19 protein-coding genes are annotated in these 18,508 nt (G+C 68.5%); 12 read left to right on the top strand and 7 right to left on the bottom strand.

Annotated features, from left to right (window positions below):
* Positions 1–8 precede the first annotated feature (8 nt).
* From rnc to rsmD, 7 genes are all read right to left on the bottom strand, one after another.
* On the bottom strand, positions 9–749 hold the full coding sequence (gene rnc / locus ABZX37_RS14130; RefSeq protein WP_182892148.1) for a ribonuclease III: 741 nt from the start codon (positions 747–749) through the stop codon (positions 9–11).
* A gap of 14 nt (positions 750–763) precedes the next feature.
* Positions 764–946 carry a 50S ribosomal protein L32 gene (gene rpmF / locus ABZX37_RS14125; protein ID WP_009074209.1) on the bottom strand — a complete coding sequence of 61 codons (183 nt, stop codon included), beginning with the start codon at positions 944–946 and terminating at the stop codon, positions 764–766.
* 74 nt (positions 947–1,020) lie between these two features.
* Positions 1,021–1,638: a YceD family protein gene (locus ABZX37_RS14120; protein ID WP_354739388.1), complete on the bottom strand. Its 618-nt coding sequence runs from the start codon at positions 1,636–1,638 to the stop codon at positions 1,021–1,023.
* Between the two features lie 195 nt (positions 1,639–1,833).
* The gene (locus ABZX37_RS14115) at positions 1,834–2,559 is read right to left on the bottom strand and encodes a DivIVA domain-containing protein (RefSeq protein WP_354739386.1); all 726 of its coding nucleotides are present in this window, start codon (positions 2,557–2,559) and stop codon (positions 1,834–1,836) included.
* Between the two features lie 152 nt (positions 2,560–2,711).
* Positions 2,712–3,431, bottom strand: a complete 720-nt coding sequence (locus tag ABZX37_RS14110; protein ID WP_354739384.1) for a ribonuclease domain-containing protein — start codon at positions 3,429–3,431, stop codon at positions 2,712–2,714.
* Between the two features lie 156 nt (positions 3,432–3,587).
* Positions 3,588–4,070 (bottom strand): pantetheine-phosphate adenylyltransferase, encoded by a 483-nt coding sequence (gene coaD, locus ABZX37_RS14105; protein ID WP_344285825.1) that lies wholly within the window; start codon positions 4,068–4,070, stop codon positions 3,588–3,590.
* Positions 4,071–4,122: 52 nt separating this feature from the next.
* Positions 4,123–4,689, bottom strand: coding sequence for a 16S rRNA (guanine(966)-N(2))-methyltransferase RsmD (gene rsmD / locus ABZX37_RS14100; protein WP_354739381.1), 567 nt, complete (start codon positions 4,687–4,689; stop codon positions 4,123–4,125).
* A 125-nt stretch (positions 4,690–4,814) separates the two neighbouring features.
* Here rsmD and ABZX37_RS14095 point away from each other — a divergent pair, with 125 nt between their 5' ends.
* The 12 genes from ABZX37_RS14095 to ABZX37_RS14040 all read left to right on the top strand — a co-directional run bounded on the left by ABZX37_RS14095 (position 4,815) and on the right by ABZX37_RS14040 (position 17,816).
* Positions 4,815–6,938, top strand: a complete 2,124-nt coding sequence (locus tag ABZX37_RS14095; protein ID WP_354739379.1) for an ATP-binding domain-containing protein — start codon at positions 4,815–4,817, stop codon at positions 6,936–6,938.
* Between the two features lie 40 nt (positions 6,939–6,978).
* Positions 6,979–7,974 carry an LLM class flavin-dependent oxidoreductase gene (locus tag ABZX37_RS14090; RefSeq protein WP_354739377.1) on the top strand — a complete coding sequence of 332 codons (996 nt, stop codon included), beginning with the start codon at positions 6,979–6,981 and terminating at the stop codon, positions 7,972–7,974.
* Positions 7,974–8,786: an alpha/beta hydrolase gene (locus tag ABZX37_RS14085; RefSeq protein WP_354739375.1), complete on the top strand. Its 813-nt coding sequence runs from the start codon at positions 7,974–7,976 to the stop codon at positions 8,784–8,786. Before ABZX37_RS14090 ends, ABZX37_RS14085 begins: the two co-directional genes overlap by 1 nt.
* Before the next feature lie 290 nt (positions 8,787–9,076).
* On the top strand, positions 9,077–9,850 hold the full coding sequence (locus tag ABZX37_RS14080) for an ABC transporter permease (protein WP_009074192.1): 774 nt from the start codon (positions 9,077–9,079) through the stop codon (positions 9,848–9,850).
* Positions 9,850–10,692, top strand: a complete 843-nt coding sequence (locus tag ABZX37_RS14075; RefSeq protein WP_354739373.1) for an ABC transporter permease — start codon at positions 9,850–9,852, stop codon at positions 10,690–10,692. The genes ABZX37_RS14080 and ABZX37_RS14075 overlap by 1 nt, the downstream gene beginning before the upstream one ends.
* A complete protein-coding gene (locus ABZX37_RS14070) occupies positions 10,689–11,930 on the top strand; it encodes an MCE family protein (protein WP_354739371.1) in 1,242 nt (413 codons plus the stop codon). Before ABZX37_RS14075 ends, ABZX37_RS14070 begins: the two co-directional genes overlap by 4 nt.
* Positions 11,927–12,928 carry an MCE family protein gene (locus tag ABZX37_RS14065; protein ID WP_354739369.1) on the top strand — a complete coding sequence of 334 codons (1,002 nt, stop codon included), beginning with the start codon at positions 11,927–11,929 and terminating at the stop codon, positions 12,926–12,928. Before ABZX37_RS14070 ends, ABZX37_RS14065 begins: the two co-directional genes overlap by 4 nt.
* Positions 12,925–13,908 (top strand): MCE family protein, encoded by a 984-nt coding sequence (locus ABZX37_RS14060; protein ID WP_354739367.1) that lies wholly within the window; start codon positions 12,925–12,927, stop codon positions 13,906–13,908. Before ABZX37_RS14065 ends, ABZX37_RS14060 begins: the two co-directional genes overlap by 4 nt.
* Positions 13,905–14,903 carry an MCE family protein gene (locus tag ABZX37_RS14055; protein WP_354739365.1) on the top strand — a complete coding sequence of 333 codons (999 nt, stop codon included), beginning with the start codon at positions 13,905–13,907 and terminating at the stop codon, positions 14,901–14,903. Before ABZX37_RS14060 ends, ABZX37_RS14055 begins: the two co-directional genes overlap by 4 nt.
* On the top strand, positions 14,900–15,952 hold the full coding sequence (locus ABZX37_RS14050) for an MCE family protein (RefSeq protein WP_354739363.1): 1,053 nt from the start codon (positions 14,900–14,902) through the stop codon (positions 15,950–15,952). The genes ABZX37_RS14055 and ABZX37_RS14050 overlap by 4 nt, the downstream gene beginning before the upstream one ends.
* Complete coding sequence (locus ABZX37_RS14045; RefSeq protein WP_354739361.1) at positions 15,952–17,157, top strand: MlaD family protein; 1,206 nt, start codon at positions 15,952–15,954, stop codon at positions 17,155–17,157. Before ABZX37_RS14050 ends, ABZX37_RS14045 begins: the two co-directional genes overlap by 1 nt.
* Complete coding sequence (locus ABZX37_RS14040) at positions 17,136–17,816, top strand: hypothetical protein (protein ID WP_354739359.1); 681 nt, start codon at positions 17,136–17,138, stop codon at positions 17,814–17,816. Before ABZX37_RS14045 ends, ABZX37_RS14040 begins: the two co-directional genes overlap by 22 nt.
* Positions 17,817–18,508 lie beyond the last annotated feature (692 nt).

Genomic DNA, 18,508 nt, shown 5'->3' with positions numbered 1-18,508 from the left:
AAAACGACTCAGCTCGCGTCGTCGCCGGTGCCGAGTTCCTCCGACAGCGCCCGCCAGGCGGTCTCCGCGGCCTTCTGCTCGGCTTCCTTCTTCGTGGTGCCGTTGCCTTCGCCCAGCGCGCGGCCCGCCACCAGCACGGTGGCGGTGAATTCCTTGCGGTGGTCGGGACCGCTGTCCTCGACGCGGTACTCGGGCACGCCGAGTCCCCCGGAGGCGGTCAGCTCCTGCAGGCTGGTCTTCCAGTCGAGGCCTGCCCCGCGCAGCGGAGCCTCGGCCAGCAACCCGTCGAAGAGGTGGTGCACGAGCTTGCGCGCGACCTCGATGCCGTGCGCGAGGTACGTGGCGCCGATGACGGCTTCGAGACCGTCGGCGAGGATGCTCGCCTTGTCCCGGCCGCCGGTGAGCTCTTCGCCCTTGCCCAGCAGCAGATGCGCCCCGAGCCCGCCCTCGCCGAGCCCGCGTGCGACGCCCGCCAGCGCGTGCATGTTGACGACGCTGGCGCGCAGCTTCGCGAGCTGGCCCTCGGGCAGGTCGGGGTGGGTGGTGTAGAGGTGGTCGGTGACGACGAGGCCGAGCACCGCGTCTCCGAGGAACTCCAGTCGCTCGTTCGGCGGCAGGCCGCCGTGCTCGTACGCGTACGAGCGGTGCGTGAGCGAAAGACGGAGCAGCTCGGGGTCGAGAACGACCCCGAGCGCCTCGAGCAACGATGCGGGATCGGCCGCGGGTCCTCCGACGGGCTTACCCCCCATGATCGGCTGCCCGCTCAGGCGGGCTCGACGACCTGGCGGCCGTTGTGCTGGCCGCAAGCCGGGCAAGCGACGTGCTGGATTTTCGGCTGGCGGCAGGCGCGGTTGGAGCAGGGCACCAGCTGAACCGGAGCCGCCTTCCACTGGCTGCGGCGGGAGCGCGTGTTGGATCGCGACATCTTCCGCTTCGGGACGGCCACGAGTAGATCTCCTTCAAACGGTCTGCTCGCGGATGCGAGCGAACTTACTTCTCCCGGATCGAGCTGGACGCTCGTCAGGCTTGCTCTCCGGAGCCGTGCGCAGGCTTTTCGCCCGCGTTCTCGTCGAATCGCTCGACCAGCGCGGCCCACCGAGGGTCTATCTTCTCATGCCCGTGTCCGGGCTCGAGATCGGCCCACTTGACGCCGCATTCGATGCACAGACCGGGGCAGTCCTCGCGGCACAGCGGGGCGAGCGGAAGCGCCAGCACCACGGCGTCGCGGACGGTCGGCTCGAGGTCGATCCGGTCGTCGATCAGGCGGGGGATCTCGTCCTCGTCGGTGGTCTCCTCGGTGGCCGACCCCGGGTAGGCGAACAGCTCGGTGAGGTCCACCTCGATGTTCTCGGTGACCGGGTCGAGGCAGCGCGAGCACTCGCCGGCGGCGACCGCCGTGGCGGTGCCGGTGACGAGGACGCCCTCGACGACGGATTCGAGCATCAGGTCGAGCTCGACGGGCTCGCCTTCGCGGATTTCGAGCACGCCGGGGACGCCGAGCGCGGTCGGCACGGGCGCGGCGCGGCGCAGCTCCCGGCTGAGTCCCGCGCGGCGGCCGAGCTCACGGGTGTCGACCACCCACGGGCTGCGGTCGTCGAGCTGCGCGGGGCGGGGGTTCTGGGCAGGGTTTTCGGACATCGCCTACCAGCGTACGCAGGCCCCGCAACCGCATTGGAGGTGGCCGGACCTGGCGAGTGCCGATCGCGGCCGGAACCGGGACCGGCACACACGAGGCCACAGTGCCGGTCGGGACGGATGCCGAGGCTGTCGGCGGGGCGCATGACCGCCGCGCATCCGGTACCACCCGGCCCGGAACATCCACGCGGCGGGAACTCAGACCTGGTAGTCGTACAGCGTCGAGCGGCCGTTGCCGTGGCCGGTCGAGGGCGAACGCAGGTGGTTGCGGCCCGAGTCGACGGTGCGCAGCGTGGTGGCCAGCAGCTCGGAGAACTCGGCCAGCTTGCCGTCCACGTACGCGTCGCAGTCGGCGCGCTGGCGGTCGGCTTCGGAGTGCGCCTCGTCGACGATGCGCGCGGATTCGGCGTGCGCGGCCTGCACGACCTCGGTCTGCGAGACGAGCCGGGCCTGTTCGGCGCGGGCGTCCTCGATCGCGCGGTCGTAGGCGTCGCGGCCGGCCTGGATCATCCGCTCGGACTCGGCACGGGACCGTTCGGTGAGGTTCTGGTACTCGGCCTGTCCGCCCGCGACCATGCGCTCGGCCTCGTTGTGCGCGTCGCCCAGCATCTGCTCCGCGCGGGCGCGCGCGTCGGCGAGGATGCGCTCGGCCTCGGACGTGGCGTCCGACACGGTCCGCTCGGCTTCCTCGTTCGCGCCGGCGACGGTCTCCCCCGCCTCCTTGCGCGCGGCCAGCAGCAGGTCGTCTCGTTTGTCGAGAACGTCCTGCGCGTCGTCCACTTCGCTGGGAAGCGCGTCGCGGACGTCGTCGAGCAGCTCGAGAACGTCGCCGCGGGGCACCACGCAGCTGGACGTCATGGGAACCCCACGGGCCTCTTCGACGATCGTGACGAGCTCGTCGAGTGCCTCGAAAACCCGGTACACGGCCACTCCCTCAAGCAGTTTCCCCGATCACTGGCTTCCAGTCTGCCCGCTTCGCAGCCTGAACCGGTGAACGAGCACCCGACCGGGCGTGTCCTCACCTAACAGAAGGGGCGGCTTCACCCGCTGGTGAAACCGCCCCTTCCGGACCTGGGTCAGCCGTTGAGGTCGATCTTCTGGAAAGTCGCGTAGTGGTCCGGCGTGTAGACCAGCTCGCCGCCGTCGCCCGAGATCACGCGGTCCTCCGAGCCGACGTCGTACAGCGTGTAGTAGCCGGCGTCGCACGCGGGCAGGACGCCCTCGCGGTTCTCGTAGGTCGTGCCGTCGCTGAGGGTGCCCGCACGCACGCCGTCGACGACCTTCTTGGCCTCGTCGGAAAGCGTCGAGTAGCCGACCGGGCTCAGCTTCGACAGGTCGCCGCACTTCGTCGGGGTGCTGCCGCCGTCGATGTCGATGACCTGGAAGGACTCGTAGTGGTCGCCGGTGTAGAAGTACTCGCCGCCCTGGCCGGTCACGATCCGGCGGGTGCCGCGGTTGCTCGAACCGGGCGTGGGCACGGTGTACTCGTGGTAGTAGCTCGACGCGCAGGAGGGCAGGATCCCCTCGCGGTTGGTGAACACGACGCCGTCGTTCTTCGGGTACGGGAACGGGCCGTTCGTCTGGATGAGCTTGTAGGTGTCAGTCGCCTGTGCGGGCAGCGCGGACAGCTTGACGTGCGTGAACCCGGACAGATCCCCACAGGAGTTCTGCTTCGGCTGCACGGACGCCGGCGCCGCCGGGGACATCGGAACGGCCTCCGCGGCCGTGCCGAACCCCAGGAAACCGACCAGCAGTGCGAAAAGGACACCGACTATGCGGCTGCGGTTGTTGGTCATTTTCGGACGGTAACCCGGTCGGGTAGTCCGCAGAATGACGTGAGGTGAACAGCTTCGGGACGCGGCCGAAGTCCCGACGAAGGCTGTAATCCGTTCAGGCTAAATCGGCCGCCGGGCTGGCGTTTCGGCCGGAGGCGGTGCTCAGTCCCGGGGTGCTCAGTCCTGTTTGGCGTAGACCGCGACGAGGCGTTCGTACACCACCGGCGGCACCAGGTTCTCGATGTCGCCGCCGAGCGCCGCGATCTCCTTGACCAGCGAACTGGACACGAAGCCGTACGCCGGGTTGTTGGCCATCAGCAGCGTTTCGAGGCCGGTGAGCTCGCGGTTCATCTGAGCCATCTGCAGCTCGTAGTCGAAGTCGCTGACCGAGCGAAGGCCCTTCGCGACCGCGGCGATGTCGTTGTCGCGGCAGTAGTCCACGAGCAGGCCCTGCCACGAATCGACGCGTACGTTCGGCAGCTTCGCGGTGATCTCGCGCAGGATCTCCATGCGTTCCTCGACGCTGAAGAGGCCCTTCTTGCTCTTGTTCACCCCCACCGCGACGACAACCTCGTCGAAGAGCGCCGAAGCACGCTCGATGATGTCGAGATGTCCGTTGGTGGCCGGATCGTAAGAACCGGGACAGACCGCACGCCGCATGGCGCGGACGCTATCAAGCCACGCGGTCGCGCGCGCACTCGTGACGACTGCGTCACACCTCAGATGAGCTGTCGTACTCCGCCCAGTACAGCGCGGTGTCGCCGTAGCGCTTGTCGCGAAGCGGCTTAAACGTCGACGGCCAGTCTGGAGCACCGTCGCGCGCAGCCCGTTCAATCACCGTCAACGCGCCGTCAGCGAGCCAGCCACCACTGTGCAACGAAGCGAGCACTGTGCCCAGAGAAGCAGCATCGACCGCGTACGGCGGGTCTGCGAGCACAACGTCGAACTGCACCGACGCAGGAGCAGCGACGACCGTCTCGACCTGGCCCGCGCGCACTGTGCCGCCTAGCCGTAAATCGGCGACGTTGCCGCGAAGCACGTCTGCCGCCTTACGGTCGGCTTCGACGAACCACGCGTCCGCAGCACCTCGCGAAAGCGCTTCGAGACCGAGCGCGCCCGAGCCGGCGTAGAGGTCGAGCACTCGGGCTCCGTCCAGCTCACCGGCCACTTCGAGGGCGTTGAACAGCGCTTCCCGCACCCGCTCCGACGTCGGGCGGGTGCCTTTGGGCGGCACCTTCAGCCGCCGTCCGCCCGCCTTCCCGGCCACGATCCTCGTCACCCGGCCATCTTCGCCCAAGGTCGCGATGTGGCGTTGGGCAGGACTTGCCGAACCCTCGCGCGCGGGCGCGTAGAGTCGTTCTTCGCCCTCCAGAGGCGAAGTCATGGTGTTCAAGGGAGCGTTGCGTGTCGGAACCCCGGGTGAGACGGGCTGAGATCGCCGTCGAGCAGGCACACGTCGACCGGGTCTACACGCGGCTCGCCGAGCTGCGGACCCAGGCCGAGGCGATGCGGGCCAAGGGCTACGAGCTGGGCCAAGGCGCCCAGCGCGAAGCGATCTTCGAGCAGGCGTCGATGCTGTTCGAACGCGACATGATGGTCTACCACGCGAACCAGACCCTGCAGACGCTCGACGCCGAGTACGAGGGCCTGGTCTTCGGCAGGCTCGACCACCTCGACCGCGAGCACATCTACGTGGGCCGCCTCGGCATCCGCGACACCGAGTTCGACAACCTGGTCACCGACTGGCGAGCGCCCGCCGCCGCCGCGTTCTACCAGGCCACCGCCGAGGAGCCGATGGACGTCGTGCGCCGCCGCGTCATCCGCTGCTCCGGGCAGACTGTGCTCGACGTGGACGACGACGTGCTGATCGCCGACGCCGTGCCCGAGGACATGCAGATCGTCGGCGAGGGCGCGCTGATGGCCGCGCTCGGCCGCTCGCGCGGCGAGAAGATGCGCGACATCGTCGCCACGATCCAAAAGGAACAGGACGACGTCATCCGCGCGCCGTGGCGCGGGGTCACCGAGATCACCGGCGGTCCGGGCACCGGCAAGACGGCTGTCGCGCTGCACCGCGCGGCGTACCTGCTGTACCGGCACCGCCGTCAGCTCGGCGGCGCGGGCGTGCTGGTGATCGGCCCTTCGGGCGTCTTCACCACGTACATCTCGCGTGTGTTGCCGTCGATGGGCGAAACGAACGTCGAACTGCGCGCGCTCGGCGAAGTGCTCGACGGTCTCGAAGCGACGCGACAGGACACAGCCGCGCTGGCCGCGATCAAGGGTTCGCTGCGGATGCGAAAGGTGCTTCTGCGCGCGTTGCGCGACACCCCGCCCGAAGCGCCGACGGAGCTGAAGATCGTCTACCGCGGCGAAGTCCTGAAGCTCACCGCGCGCGAGCTGGAGAAGGTACGGCGCAAGGCACACACGCAGGGCGCGCCGCCGAACCGGTCGCGCGTACGCGTGGCAGAGCTGCTTCTGGCCGCGCTCGCGGACAAGGCCGAGGAGTACGCGAAGGCGGACGGCAAGGAGAGCGACCGCGCGGAGCTGATCAACGATCTCGGCGAGCGCATCGACTTCCACCGTTTCCTCGTGGTGTGGTGGCCGACGCTGTACCCGGCGCAGGTGCTCAAGTGGCTCGGCGCCGAGAAACGGCTGGCCGCGGCGTCGAAGGGCATCCTGAACCGGACCGAGATCAGCTTGCTGGCGGCCGATTTCGCGGACCGTTCGCGCGGCTGGTCGGTGGCCGACATCGCGTTGCTGGACGAACTGCGCGTGCTGGTCGGGCCGGAGCCGAAGCGGCGCCGTCGCCAGACCGTGGTCGAGGTGGCCCCGGAGCGCGGCAGTTCCGGAGGCGCGCCGCACCGCCCGGAGCACTACGACGAGTACTCGCACGTGGTCGTCGACGAGTCGCAGGACCTTTCGCCGATGCAGTGGCGGATGGTCGGCCGTCGCGGCAAGTACGCGAGCTGGACCGTCGTGGGCGACCCGGTGCAGAGCTCGTGGCCGGATCCGGACGAGGCGGCGCAGGCGCGCGACCAGGCGTTCGGCGTGAAGACCACGCGGCGGCGCTTCACGCTGCGCACGAACTACCGGAACTCGGCGGAGATCTTCGACCTGGCGGCGAAGGTCGTGGCCGGCCACGCGCAGGCCGACGAGCTGCCCAAGGCCGTGCGCACCACCGGGATCGAGCCGGAGGTCCGACCGGTCGACCAGGCCGCGCTGGCGACTGCGACGCAGTCCGCGGCGAAGGAACTGCTCGGCGCGGTCGAGGGCACGGTCGGTGTGATCACCGCCATGGACCGCGTCGAAGAGGTCGAGGGCTGGCTCGCCGGGCAGACCGACGAGCGGCTCAAGGTCGTCGGGTCCCTCGATTCGAAGGGCCTCGAATACGACGCGGTCGTGCTGGTCGAGCCGATGGACCTGGTCACCGAGTCCTCGACCGGGCGGCGCGTGCTGTACGTCGCGCTCACCCGGGCGACGCAGCAGCTGATCGTGCTCGCCTCGAACCCGGACTGGCTGCCGCACGCGTGAGGCGGGAAGGGAATCGCGGCCGCGCGCGTTACGGCTGTTCGTGACCTCCCTGCCTGACGTGCCGCTGTCCGTGCTCGACCTCTCCCCCGTTTCCGAAGGGAAGGGGGTCGGCGAGGCGCTGCGCAACACGCTCGATCTCGCCCGCAACGCCGAGCGGCTGGGCTATCACCGGTACTGGCTCGCCGAGCACCACAACATGCCCGGCATCGCCAGCTCGGCCACGGCGGTGCTGATCGGGCACGTCGCGGACGCCACCGAGAGCATCCGCGTCGGCTCCGGCGGGATCATGCTGCCGAACCACGCGCCGCTCGTGGTGGCCGAGCAGTTCGGCACGCTGGAGGCGTTCCACCCGGGCCGGATCGACCTGGGCATCGGCCGCGCGCCGGGCACCGACCAGCGCACCGCGCTCGCGCTGCGCGGGCCGGGCGGGCTGTCCGCGGAGAACTTCCCCGAGCACCTGATGGAGCTCATCAGCTACTTCGAACCGGACGCGGCGCGCGGCGTCAACGCGGTCACCGCCGAGGGCAACAAGCCGCCGGTGTGGCTGCTGGGCTCGTCCGGCTTCAGCGCGCAGCTGGCCGGACGGCTGGGGCTCCCGTTCTCCTTCGCGCACCACTTCGCGGCCGAGAACACGATTCCGGCGGTGCGCCTGTACCGCGAGAACTTCCGTCCGTCCGAGGTGCTTTCGGAGCCGTACGTGATGCTGGGCGTGCAGGTGATCGCCGCCGAGACCGACGAGCGCGCGGAGTATCTGGCCGGGCCGAGCGGGCTGACCTTCCTCAGCCTCCGCCGCGGCCGCCCGATCGCGCTGCCGACGCCGGAGGACGCCGCCGAGTACCCGTACACCGAGATGGACCGCGCGTTCCTCGCTGAGCGGTTCGGGTCGAGCATCGTCGGCGGGCCGGAGAGCGTCCGGAAGGGACTGGACCAGTTGCTGGCCGACACCGACGCCAACGAGCTGATGATCACCACGATGGTGCACGGTCACGAGGACCGCGTGCGTTCGTACGAGATCGTCGCGGACCTGAAGCGCTGATGGAGGTCTTCGACTGGCAGGGCAAGCACGGGCAGCAGGTGCGGTGGTCCCGACAGGGTGCGGGGCCGCCGCTCGTGTTCTGTCACGGGACGCCGTGGTCGTCGAAGCTGTGGGAGCCGATCGCTTCGACGTTCGCGCAGGATTTCACCGTGTACCTGTGGGACATGCCCGGCTACGGCAGTTCCACGATGGCGGACGGCCAGGACGTCTCACTGGCCGCGCAGGGCGAGACGTTCGCCGCGCTGTTAGACCATTGGGGTCTCGAAGAGCCGGACGTCGTGGCGCACGACTACGGCGGCGCGGTCAGCCTGCGCGCGTTTCTGTTGCACGGCGCGGCTTATCGGTCGCTGGCGCTGGTGGACGTCGTCGCGCTGGCACCGTGGGGTTCGGAATTCTTCCGTTTGGTGTCGGAGAACGCGGACGTGTTCGCACAGTTGCCACCGAACCTGCACGAGGCACTGGTGCGGGAGTACATCGCCGGTGCCGCCCAGCGTCCGTTGTCCGCCGAAGCGCACGACATGCTTGTCACGCCGTGGCTCGGTTCGTCTGGACAGGCGGCCTTCTACCGGCAGATCGCGCAGGCCGATCAGCGGTACACCGACGAAATCGAGCCACGCTACCGCGACATCAGCGTGCCCACGCTCGTCGTGTGGGGCACCGAGGACACCTGGATCCCGGTCGACCGCGCGCACCGGCTCGCCGGGATGATCCCGGGTGCCGGACTGGAATTGGTCCGTTCGGCCGGACACCTCATCCAGCTCGACGCACCCGAGGCGCTGACCGCTTCGCTGCACCGCTGGCTCGCCCGCTGAAATATCCGGAAACCGCCGCACCGGTATTTATTTTCCGGCACTGACAACCGCATTCCCCGCAGTTGTCACAACCGCACAAGAATTCGGCGGTTACGACGCCGTGACCCCGCAGGACGGGGCAAGTTCTTGTCTGCGGGCAAGGCCCTCGTTAGCGTACTGACCAGTAACGAAACCGCACGGTAACCCCGCCGACGCTTTCGCTTCCGTCCCGGTCCGCCAAACGGATCAGCACCGGAACGGGCGTTCGGCGGGCATTCCGCCGTGCCCGGAAATTGCTGGGAGGTCGGGCGATGGCGTTTCCCGGCGCCGCGGCACTGCACCAGACCGGCCGGCTTTACGCACTGGGGCTCGACGTCGTCCGGCTGACGTTCCGCCGTCCGTTCCAGTTCCGTGAACTCGTGCAGCAGTTCTGGTTCATCGCGAGCGTGTCGATCCTGCCGACCGCGCTGGTGTCGATCCCGTTCGGCGCGGTGATCGCGCTGCACATCGGGTCGCTGACCACGCAGATCGGCGCGCAGTCGTTCACCGGCGCGGCGAGCGTGCTGGCGATCATCCAGCAGGCCAGCCCGATCGTGACCGCGCTGCTCATCGCGGGCGCGGGCGGCAGCGCGATGTGCGCGGATCTCGGTTCCCGCACCATCCGCGAGGAGATCGACGCGATGGAGGTGCTGGGAGTTTCGCCGATCCAGCGCCTGATCGTGCCGCGCGTGCTGGCCGCGATGGGCGTGGCGGTGTTCCTCAACGGCATGGTCAGCGTGGTCGGCGTGCTCGGCGGCTACTTCTTCAACGTGATCATGCAGGGCGGCACGCCGGGCGCGTACCTGGCGAGTTTCTCCGCGCTGGCACAGCTTCCCGACCTGTGGATCAGCGAGATCAAGGCGCTGCTGTTCGGGTTCGTCGCGGCGGTCGTCGCGTCCTATCGCGGGCTGAATCCGCGCGGGGGGCCGAAGGGCGTGGGCGACGCGGTGAACCAGTCCGTCGTCATCACGTTCCTGCTGCTGTTCGTGCTGAACCTGATCCTCACCACGGTGTACCTCCAGCTCGTGCCGCCGAAGGGAAGCTGATGGCCACCCCGACTCCGACGCGCGTGCTCGAGGCCATCGACCGCAGGCTGGGCTTCCTCGACACTCTCGGCGACCAGATCCTGTTCTTCCTGCGCGCGCTCGGCTGGGTGCCGCGCGCGGTGCACCGGTACCTGCGCGAAATCGTCCGGCTACTGGCCGAGGTGAGCTTCGGCAGCGGCGCGCTGGCGGTAATCGGCGGGACGATCGGCGTGATGGTCGGGATGACCGTCGCGACCGGGACTGTCGTGGGGCTGCAAGGGTATTCGGCGCTGAACCAGGTGGGCACGTCGGCGTTCGCCGGGTTCATTTCGGCGTACTTCAACACGCGCGAGATCGCGCCGCTGGTGGCTGGGCTGGCGTTGTCGGCGACGGTCGGCTGCGGGTTCACCGCGCAACTGGGCGCGATGCGGATCTCGGAGGAGATCGACGCGCTCGAGGTGATGGGCATCCCGAGCGTGCCGTACCTGGTGACCACGCGGGTGATCGCCGGGTTCGTCGCGGTGATTCCGCTGTACGCCGTGGGGCTGTTGTCGTCGTATCTCGCGTCGCGGCAGGTCACGGTGTGGGGCTTCGGGCAGTCGGCGGGCACGTACGACCACTACTTCCTGCTGTTCCTGCCGCCCGGCGACGTGCTGTGGTCGTTCGGGAAAGTGCTGATCTTCAGCGTCGTCGTGGTGCTCGCGCACTGCTATTACGGCTTCCGCGCGAGCGGCGGTCCAGCAGGCGTCGGCGTCGCGGTGGGCCGGGCGGTGCGGACGGCGATCGTCGCGATCAGCGTCCTGGACTTCTTCCTCAGCCTCGCCATCTGGGGCGCCACGACGACCGTCCAGGTGGCCGGATGAACCGGCGCTGGCACAAGACCCGAGTCCGCACCGCCGGGGTGCTGTTCCTGGCGGCGCTCTCGGCGTTCGTGCTGCTCACGGTGAAGATCTACAACAAGGACTTCACCACCACGGTCCCGGTGACGCTGCAGGCCGACCGCGTCGGCAACCAGCTGCGCGCGGGCGGGCAGGTGAAGGCGCGCGGCGTCGTGGTCGGCGAGATCCGGGGTGTGCACGCGATCCGCGGCGGCGCCGAGATCTCGCTGGCGCTGGACCCGGAGCAGGTGAAATGGCTGCCGGTCAATGTTTCCGCGTTGCTCGTGCCCAAGACCCTCTTCGGCGAACGGTACGTCCAACTGTCCATTCCGGACACTGGCCGGAAGCGCCCCCTGCAGGCCGGAGACGTAATCTCGCAGGACCGGTCGGCGAACGCGATCGAACTGGAGCGGGTCTTCGACAACCTGCTGCCGGTGCTGAAGGCCGTCCAGCCGCAGAAACTCGCGACCACGCTGACCGCGGTTTCGACGGCGTTGCAAGGCCGCGGCGCGCAACTGGGCCAGACGTTGGCGACCGCGTCGGACTATCTGCGGCGGTTCAACCCGAACCTGCCGCAGCTGGACCGCAACGTGCGCGACCTGGCCACCGTCACCCGGATGTACGGCGACATCGCGCCCGATCTGCTCGACGCGCTCACCGATTCGTCGGTCACCCTCGGCACGGTCGACGCGAAGCGCACGGACCTCGGCTCGCTGTATCAGCAGGTCACGACGTCGTCGCGAGACCTCACGACGTTCCTGCGGCAGAACCGGAACAACATCATCGCGTTGTCCGCGGACAGCCGCCGTCCGCTCGAAATCGGCGCTAAGTACTCCCCCAGCTTCCCTTGCACTCTACAGGCGCTCACCGACATGAAACCGTCGATGGACCGGATCCTCGGCGCCGGATCGAAGGAACCCGGCCTGCACGTCGAGGTCACCGTGTCGCAGTCGCGCGGGAAATACGTGCCGGGCAAGGACGCGCCCGCCTACACCGAAAAGACCGGCCCGCGCTGCTACCCGAGCGGGGTCGTGCCGAGCGCCGGAACTCCGGCGACCACGCCGTCGACCGGCGACCTCGGCATCGCGAATTCCCCGCAGGAGCAGCAGTTCCTGGCCCCGCTGATCGCGCCGTCGCTGGGCATGTCGACCGCTGACGTGCCGACCTGGGGCAGCGTGCTCGTCGGCCCGCTCTACCGCGGAACGGAGGTGACGGCGAAGTGAGAAACCTTGTCGCTCCCCTGGTCAAAAGCCTGATCTTCATCCTGGTCACGGTCCTCGCGACGGTCGTTCTCGCGTTGTCGATCACCGGCGGTTCGGTCGGCGGAAGCCAGCGGTACGGGGCCACTTTCCTCGATGCCACCGCGTTGAATGTCGGCGATGACGTGCGAATTTCCGGAGTGAAGGTCGGGCAGATCGAAGACCTCGGGGTGATCGATCACAATCGCGCGCACGTCAGCTTCTCGCTCGAGAACGGCCGCACGGTGCCCGCCAACGTGACCGCGGTGATCAAGTACCGCAACATGGTCGGCCAGCGCTATCTCGCACTGGAACGCCCCCGCGCCGCCGCCGGGGTGTTGCCTCCGGACGGCGAAATCCCCCTCGACCGCACAACTCCGGCACTCGACTTGACCGACCTGTTCAACGGCTTCAAACCGCTCTTCCAGGCCCTGTCGCCCAAGGACGTCAACGACCTCTCCGGCGAGATTGTCCAAGTGCTGCAAGGAGAAGGCGGCACGGTGACCGAACTGCTGCAGCACACCGGATCGCTCACCAGCACCCTCGCCAGCCGGGACCGCGTGATCGGCGAGGTGATCGGCAACCTGAACTCGGTGCTGAAAACCGTGAACGGCAAGGGGGATTCGCTCGCGACGCTGGTGTCGACCCTGCGCCAGCTCGTGTCCGGCCTCGCCGAGGACCGCACGGCGATCGGCGACGCGGTGTCCGGCCTGGCCGAGCTGACCCAGTCCACCAGCGGTCTGCTCACCGAAATCCGGCCGGGACTGAAGGACAGCGTCTCCGGTCTCGACGCGCTGACCCAGAACTTGAACAAGGGGGAAGCCGACGTGGACAAGGCCCTGACCACGCTGCCGAAGAAGCTGGACCGCATCGGCACGCTCGGGTCGTACGGCTCGTGGATGAACTTCTACTTGTGCAAGGCCGTCCTGGAAACTTCGCCGCCGCGCGGAGTGGCGGCGACCGCGGCGAGGTGTGGCGCGTGAAGTCGTTCCGGGAGCGCAATCCGCTCGTGCTGGGCATCGTCGGCAGCGTCGCGCTGGCCGCGATCCTCACCGGCACGCTGAACTACCACAACCTGCCGTTCCTCGGCGGTACCACCTACCAGGCCGAATTCGGCGAGGCCGCCGGGCTGCAGGCCGACGACGAGGTGCGGATCGCCGGGATCAAGGTCGGCGAGGTGTCCCAAGTGGACCTCGACGACGACCACGTGCTGGTCAGCTTCCGGGTGAAGAACGCCTGGATCGGCGACCGGACGTCGGCGCAGATCAAGATCAAAACGTTGCTGGGCCGGAAATTCCTCGCCCTCGACCCGTCCGGCCGCGCGGAGCAGAACCCGGACCAGCCCATCCCGCGCGACCGCACAGTGACCCCGTATGACGTGACCGACGCGTTCAACGGCCTCGCCGACACCGCGGGCGCGATCGACACGAAACAGCTCGCGACCAGCTTCTCAACGATCAGCGACACCTTCCGCAATTCGCCGCAGCACGTCCGCACCGCGCTCGACGGGCTCAGCGCGTTGTCGAAAACGGTCTCGTCGCGCGACAACGAGATCGCCGAACTGCTGGCCAACGCGCGCAAACTCACCACCACGCTCGCCAACTCGAACGACGACTTCGAGAAGCTCGTCAAGGACGGCGACCTGCTGCTCACCGAACTGGACCACCGCCGCGAGGCGATCCACCAGCTGCTCGTCGGAACCCAGCAGCTCGCGAAGCAGCTGTCCGGCTTGGTTTCGGACAACACCGCGCAGCTCGCGCCAGCGTTGAAGCAGCTCGGCCAGGTGACCGACCTGCTGCAACGCCAAGACGCGAACCTCACGCAAAGCCTCAAACTCGCCGGGCCGTACTTCCGCGTGCTGAACAACACCGCGGGCAACGGCCGCTGGCTCGACAGCTACCTGTGCGGCCTCATCCCGGAGAACCGCGATCCGTGCATCCCGCCGAGAGGAGGCGCGAAATGACCACGCGCGCATACCGTTTCGTCGTCTTCGTGCTGGTGATGGCCTTGGTGGTCTGCGGCGTGCTGTGGTGGGTGTTCTCCGGATCGGGCCGATACCGCGTCACGGCGTACTTTTCGCGGGCCGTCGGTGTCTACAGCGGATCCGACGTCCGGGTGCTCGGGGTGAAGGTCGGCGAGGTCACCGCGGTGCTCCCGCAGGGCGAGCAGGTCCGTGTCGACTTATCGGTAGATCCGCACATCCCGGTCGCCGCAGACACCACCGCGCTGGTCATCGCGCCAAGCGTGGTCGCGGACCGCTACGTCCAGCTGGGCAAACTCGCCCGGGGCGGCCCGCGCCTCGCCGACGGCGCGGTGATCGGCACCGACCGCACGGGCACGCCGGTGGAGCTGGACCAGCTCTACTCGAGTCTGGACACGCTGAGCAAAGCACTCGGTCCGAACGGCGCGAACTCCAACGGCGCGTTGTCGGATCTTCTGCGGACGGGCGCGGCGAACCTGGACGGCAACGGCAAGGCGTTCAACACCTCCGTCCGCGACTTCGCCCGCCTCGCGCGCACGCTGGCGGGCAACTCCTCGGACCTGTTCGGCACGGTCGACGAGCTGCAGAAGTTCACCACCATGCTCGCCACGAACGATCACCAGGTCGCGGACGTGAACCAGCAGCTGGCCAAAGTGTCCGACACCCTCGCCGCGAACCGCTTCGAGCTCTCTGACGCGCTGCGCTCGCTGGCCAGCGCGCTCGCCTCCGTCCAGGGCTTCATCCGGGACAACCGGGCTGCTATCAAGTCCAATGTAGACAAACTGGCCAAGACGACGCAGATCCTGGTCGACCAACGCGCTTCGCTGGCCGAAGCGCTGGACGTCGCCCCGCTGGCCGCCCAGAACGTGCTGAACGCGGTCGATCCGGCCACCGGACGTCTGCAGGGCCGCTCCGACCTGCTGGAATACCTGCCGCTGCCGGCAACGGACGCGGCCGTGACGGGAGGCGGCCGATGAAGGCGCGACGGCTTTTCCTCGCACTGGCGGTGAGCACGCTCGCCGGCTGTGCGGCACCCAGCGGTTTCCACGGCGTCTACGACCTCCCATTACCCGGCGGCGCGGACCTCGGCGCGCATCCGTACGAGATCACCGTCCAGTTCGCCGACGTCCTGGACCTGGTCCCGCAGGCCGCGGTGAAGGTGGACGACGTCCCCGTCGGCCGCGTCCAATCGATCCGGCTGGGCTCCGACGGCTGGACCGCCGAAACCGTCCTGGCCGTCAACGGCGACGTCCGCCTGCCCGCGAACGCCGTCGCGCGGTTGCGGCAATCTTCACTGCTGGGCGAGAAATTCGTCGAACTGGCCGCGCCGGTCACGTCCCCCTCCGGCCAGTTGGGCGACAAAGCCGTCATCCCGGTGTCGCGAACCAACCGCAACCCGGAGTTCGAGGAGATCTTCGGCGCGCTGTCGCTGCTGCTCAACGGCGGCGGAATCGGCCAGCTGCAGACGATCAACCGCGAACTGACGAAAGCCATGGACGGCAACGAGGAAGAGATCCGCAGCTTCCTCGCCGGAGTCGACCAGCTGATGACGAACCTCGACGCCCACCGCCACGACATCACCGCCGCGCTGGACGGCCTCAACCACCTCTCCGCGACGCTGGCCGACCGCAACTCGCAGATCGCCGACGCCCTCACCGACCTGACGCCAGGATTGAAGACCCTCACCGACCAGCGGCCGCAGCTGGTGACGATGCTGCAATCGCTGGACCAACTGTCCACAGTGGCCACCGACGTCACGAACAAGAGCCGCGACGACCTGGCCGCCGACCTGCGCGCACTCGCCCCCATCCTGCGCCGGCTGGCCGATGCCGGGCAAAACCTGCCCAAGGCGCTGGAAATCCTGCCCTCGTTCCCGTTCACCGACCCCGTGCTGGACGCGATCAAGGGCGACTACGTGAACGTCTACGCCTCGATGGTTCCCGGCCCCGGCGTCCCGCTGCCGCCGCCTGGCCAAGGCGTCCCACCAGGACTCCCGACCCTGCCGCTTTCGCCTGGGGGTCACTGATGCTCACCAGACGGATCCGGGTCCAGGTCATCGCCTTCGTGATCGTCGCGCTGGCCGCGACTTCCTTCGTCGGCGCGAAATACGCCGGAATCGCCCGCCTTCTCGGTGCCGGTACCTACACCGTCCGCCTGGAGCTTTCGGAAGGCGGCGGCATCTTCACCAACGGCGAGGTCACCTATCGAGGCGTGGCCGTCGGCCGGATCGGTCAACTGCGCCTGACCGACCACGGCATGGAAGCGGACCTGCTGCTGGACACGTCCGCTCCGCCGATCCCTTCACACTCCCGCGCAATCGTCGCGAACCGTTCCGCGGTGGGCGAGCAATACGTCGACCTGCAACCTTCAACCGACCAGGGGCCTTTTCTGGAGGACGGCAGCGTAATCCCCCGCAGCGCAACCGCTCTGCCGCTTCCCGTGCAGACGTTCCTGTCCGATGTGGACTCCCTGACCGCTTCGGTCCCGACAGAGGACCTGCGCACCGTGGTGAACGAACTGGACAACGCGTTGCAAGGCAGCGGCCCGGATCTGCAACTGCTGATGGACACCGCGAGGTCCTTCACCAACTCCGCCTCCAGCCATCTGCCCTCGACGGTGAAACTCATCGATGACGGCTCGACGGTCCTGAAAACCCAAGCCGCCTCCTCGACCGCGTGGCGAGACTTCAGCCGAAACGCCCGCCTGTTCGCCTCGCAGCTAGCGTCCTCCGACGGCGACCTGCGGAAACTGATCGCCACCGCCCCGCCCGCCGCTACCCAGGTGACGGGCTTGCTGCGGGACACCAGCCCAGGCCTGCCCATCCTGATGGCAAACCTGCTCACGACGGCCGACGTCTTCAGCGCCCGAACCGACGGTCTGGAGCAGCTGCTGGTGACCCTGCCGAAAACCGTGGCCGCGACGTCGTCGGCGATCACCCCCGACGGCGGGAAACTGTCGTTGGCCTTGACGTTCTTCGACCCGCCTCCGTGCCGGAAGGGTTACGAGAGCACGAAGTACCGCAGCAGCGAGGACCTGCCGGTGCTCCCGTTCAACACCGCCGCCGCCTGCACCCTGCCCGCTGGAGACCCGTCCTCGGTGCGCGGTTCGCAGAACGCACCGCATGCCGGGGTGCCGGAACCTGCCAAGCCCGGGGGTCTCTCCGGGGTGGCTGGCGGGCTTCCGACGTCGACTGATCTGGAGGAGATGCTGTGGCTACGCCGGGGAAACTGAAGGTGTCGCCGGAGGTGGCTTCTTCCGGTGGCGCCGCTTCTGGTGCTGAGGTTGACGATTCCCGTCCCATCGACGACTCCGAGCGTCCCGCTGCCATCGACGACGCCATTTCCCCTGCCGCCGACTCAGTTGCCGACAGCCCACCCGTCGACGAAGACAGCTCGACCGCCAAGTCCCGCCGCACCATGACGTGGGTCGCCGGAATCGCCCTGACCGCAGCCACCGCTTTCGCCGCCTGGTCAGCCTGGTCGTGGCACGACGCCGCAACCGCTCCGACCTCAACCGCAGGCGAGACCCGAGACGAAGCTGTGGCGGCTGGCCGAACCCTGATCGCCACCGTCACCACCTTCGACCCCCACCACCGAGATCAGGACCTGGCCCGCTGGCAAGCCGCGACAACCGGCGCCCTCCAAACAACCCTGCCCGGCAACGTCCCACCCGACGGCTCCACGACGACCGGCCACGTCCTAGACGCCGGACTCTCCGACCTGGACGCCGAAGCCGGTACGGCGAAACTCCTCGCGTCAGTGGAAATCACCGTGTCCAAGGACGGCGCCGCCCAGCCCATCCGCCGGACCCGCCTGGCCGCGACCCTGACCCGCACGGCGTCAGGCTGGAAACTCAGCACCCTGGAGCAGTTGGGGGTCGCCGGATCATGAAACTCAGTCTGCGCCGGTCGAAGTCCCGCACTGGACCTGCCGATTTCCCAGCTGGCACAAGCTCATCCGAAGACCCGCTCGCCGCTTCCGCCGAGACCACTCAGCCGGGTGCAGCCAGTACTGGTCAGATGCCTGCCGCAGCCGAAACCGCCCGGCCAGCCCAGACGGGCCGGGCGTGCGCCTCAGCAAAAGCCGCCCAACCAGCCAGCATCGGCCACGCGTCTACCGCTGCCGGAGCCGTAGCCGGAGCCATCCAACCACCCAACACCGGCCACGCGCCTGCCACGGCAGAAGCAACCCAACCGCCCAACACGGGCCAGGCACCTACCGCAGCCGGAGCCACCAAGCCGCCCAACACCGGCCACGCGCCTGCCACGGCAGAAGCAACCCAGCCACCCAACACCGGCCAGGCACCTACCGCAGCCGAAGCAACCCAACCACCCAACACCGGCCGTGCGAATGCCGCGGCAGAAGCCACCCAGCCAGCCAATACTGGCGAGGCGTTTACCTCCGCCGAAACCGCCCAGCCAGCCAACACAGCCGCTCACCCGCCCACCACCGCGGAAGCCGCCCCGTCACTCACCGGCTCAACTCCCGAGCAGTCCGCACCAACCTCCAATCCCCATCAACCACCCACCGCCACCGAACCGGTCCAAACTCCCCTCTCCGAAACCAAATCCACTCAGCCCTCG

Origin of the sequence: Amycolatopsis sp. NPDC004079 (genome assembly GCF_040610415.1) — a bacterium.
GTDB classification, from domain to species: Bacteria; Actinomycetota; Actinomycetes; order Mycobacteriales; family Pseudonocardiaceae; genus Amycolatopsis; species Amycolatopsis halotolerans.
Note: the sequence above shows the minus strand (reverse complement) of the source record. Positions and strands in the feature narration are given on the sequence as shown.

Excerpts from the sequence above, each read along its gene's own strand:
- rnc (WP_182892148.1), bottom strand. The coding sequence starts at position 749 with ATGGGGGGTAAGCCCGTCGGAGGACCCGCGGCCGATCCCGCATCGTTG.
- ABZX37_RS14120 (WP_354739388.1), bottom strand. The coding sequence starts at position 1,638 with ATGTCCGAAAACCCTGCCCAGAACCCCCGCCCCGCGCAGCTCGACGAC.
- ABZX37_RS14110 (WP_354739384.1), bottom strand. The coding sequence starts at position 3,431 with ATGACCAACAACCGCAGCCGCATAGTCGGTGTCCTTTTCGCACTGCTG.
- coaD (WP_344285825.1), bottom strand. The coding sequence starts at position 4,070 with ATGCGGCGTGCGGTCTGTCCCGGTTCTTACGATCCGGCCACCAACGGA.
- ABZX37_RS14085 (WP_354739375.1), top strand. The coding sequence starts at position 7,974 with ATGGAGGTCTTCGACTGGCAGGGCAAGCACGGGCAGCAGGTGCGGTGG.
- ABZX37_RS14080 (WP_009074192.1), top strand. The coding sequence starts at position 9,077 with ATGGCGTTTCCCGGCGCCGCGGCACTGCACCAGACCGGCCGGCTTTAC.
- ABZX37_RS14075 (WP_354739373.1), top strand. The coding sequence starts at position 9,850 with ATGGCCACCCCGACTCCGACGCGCGTGCTCGAGGCCATCGACCGCAGG.
- ABZX37_RS14070 (WP_354739371.1), top strand. The coding sequence starts at position 10,689 with ATGAACCGGCGCTGGCACAAGACCCGAGTCCGCACCGCCGGGGTGCTG.
- ABZX37_RS14055 (WP_354739365.1), top strand. The coding sequence starts at position 13,905 with ATGACCACGCGCGCATACCGTTTCGTCGTCTTCGTGCTGGTGATGGCC.
- ABZX37_RS14050 (WP_354739363.1), top strand. The coding sequence starts at position 14,900 with ATGAAGGCGCGACGGCTTTTCCTCGCACTGGCGGTGAGCACGCTCGCC.
- ABZX37_RS14045 (WP_354739361.1), top strand. The coding sequence starts at position 15,952 with ATGCTCACCAGACGGATCCGGGTCCAGGTCATCGCCTTCGTGATCGTC.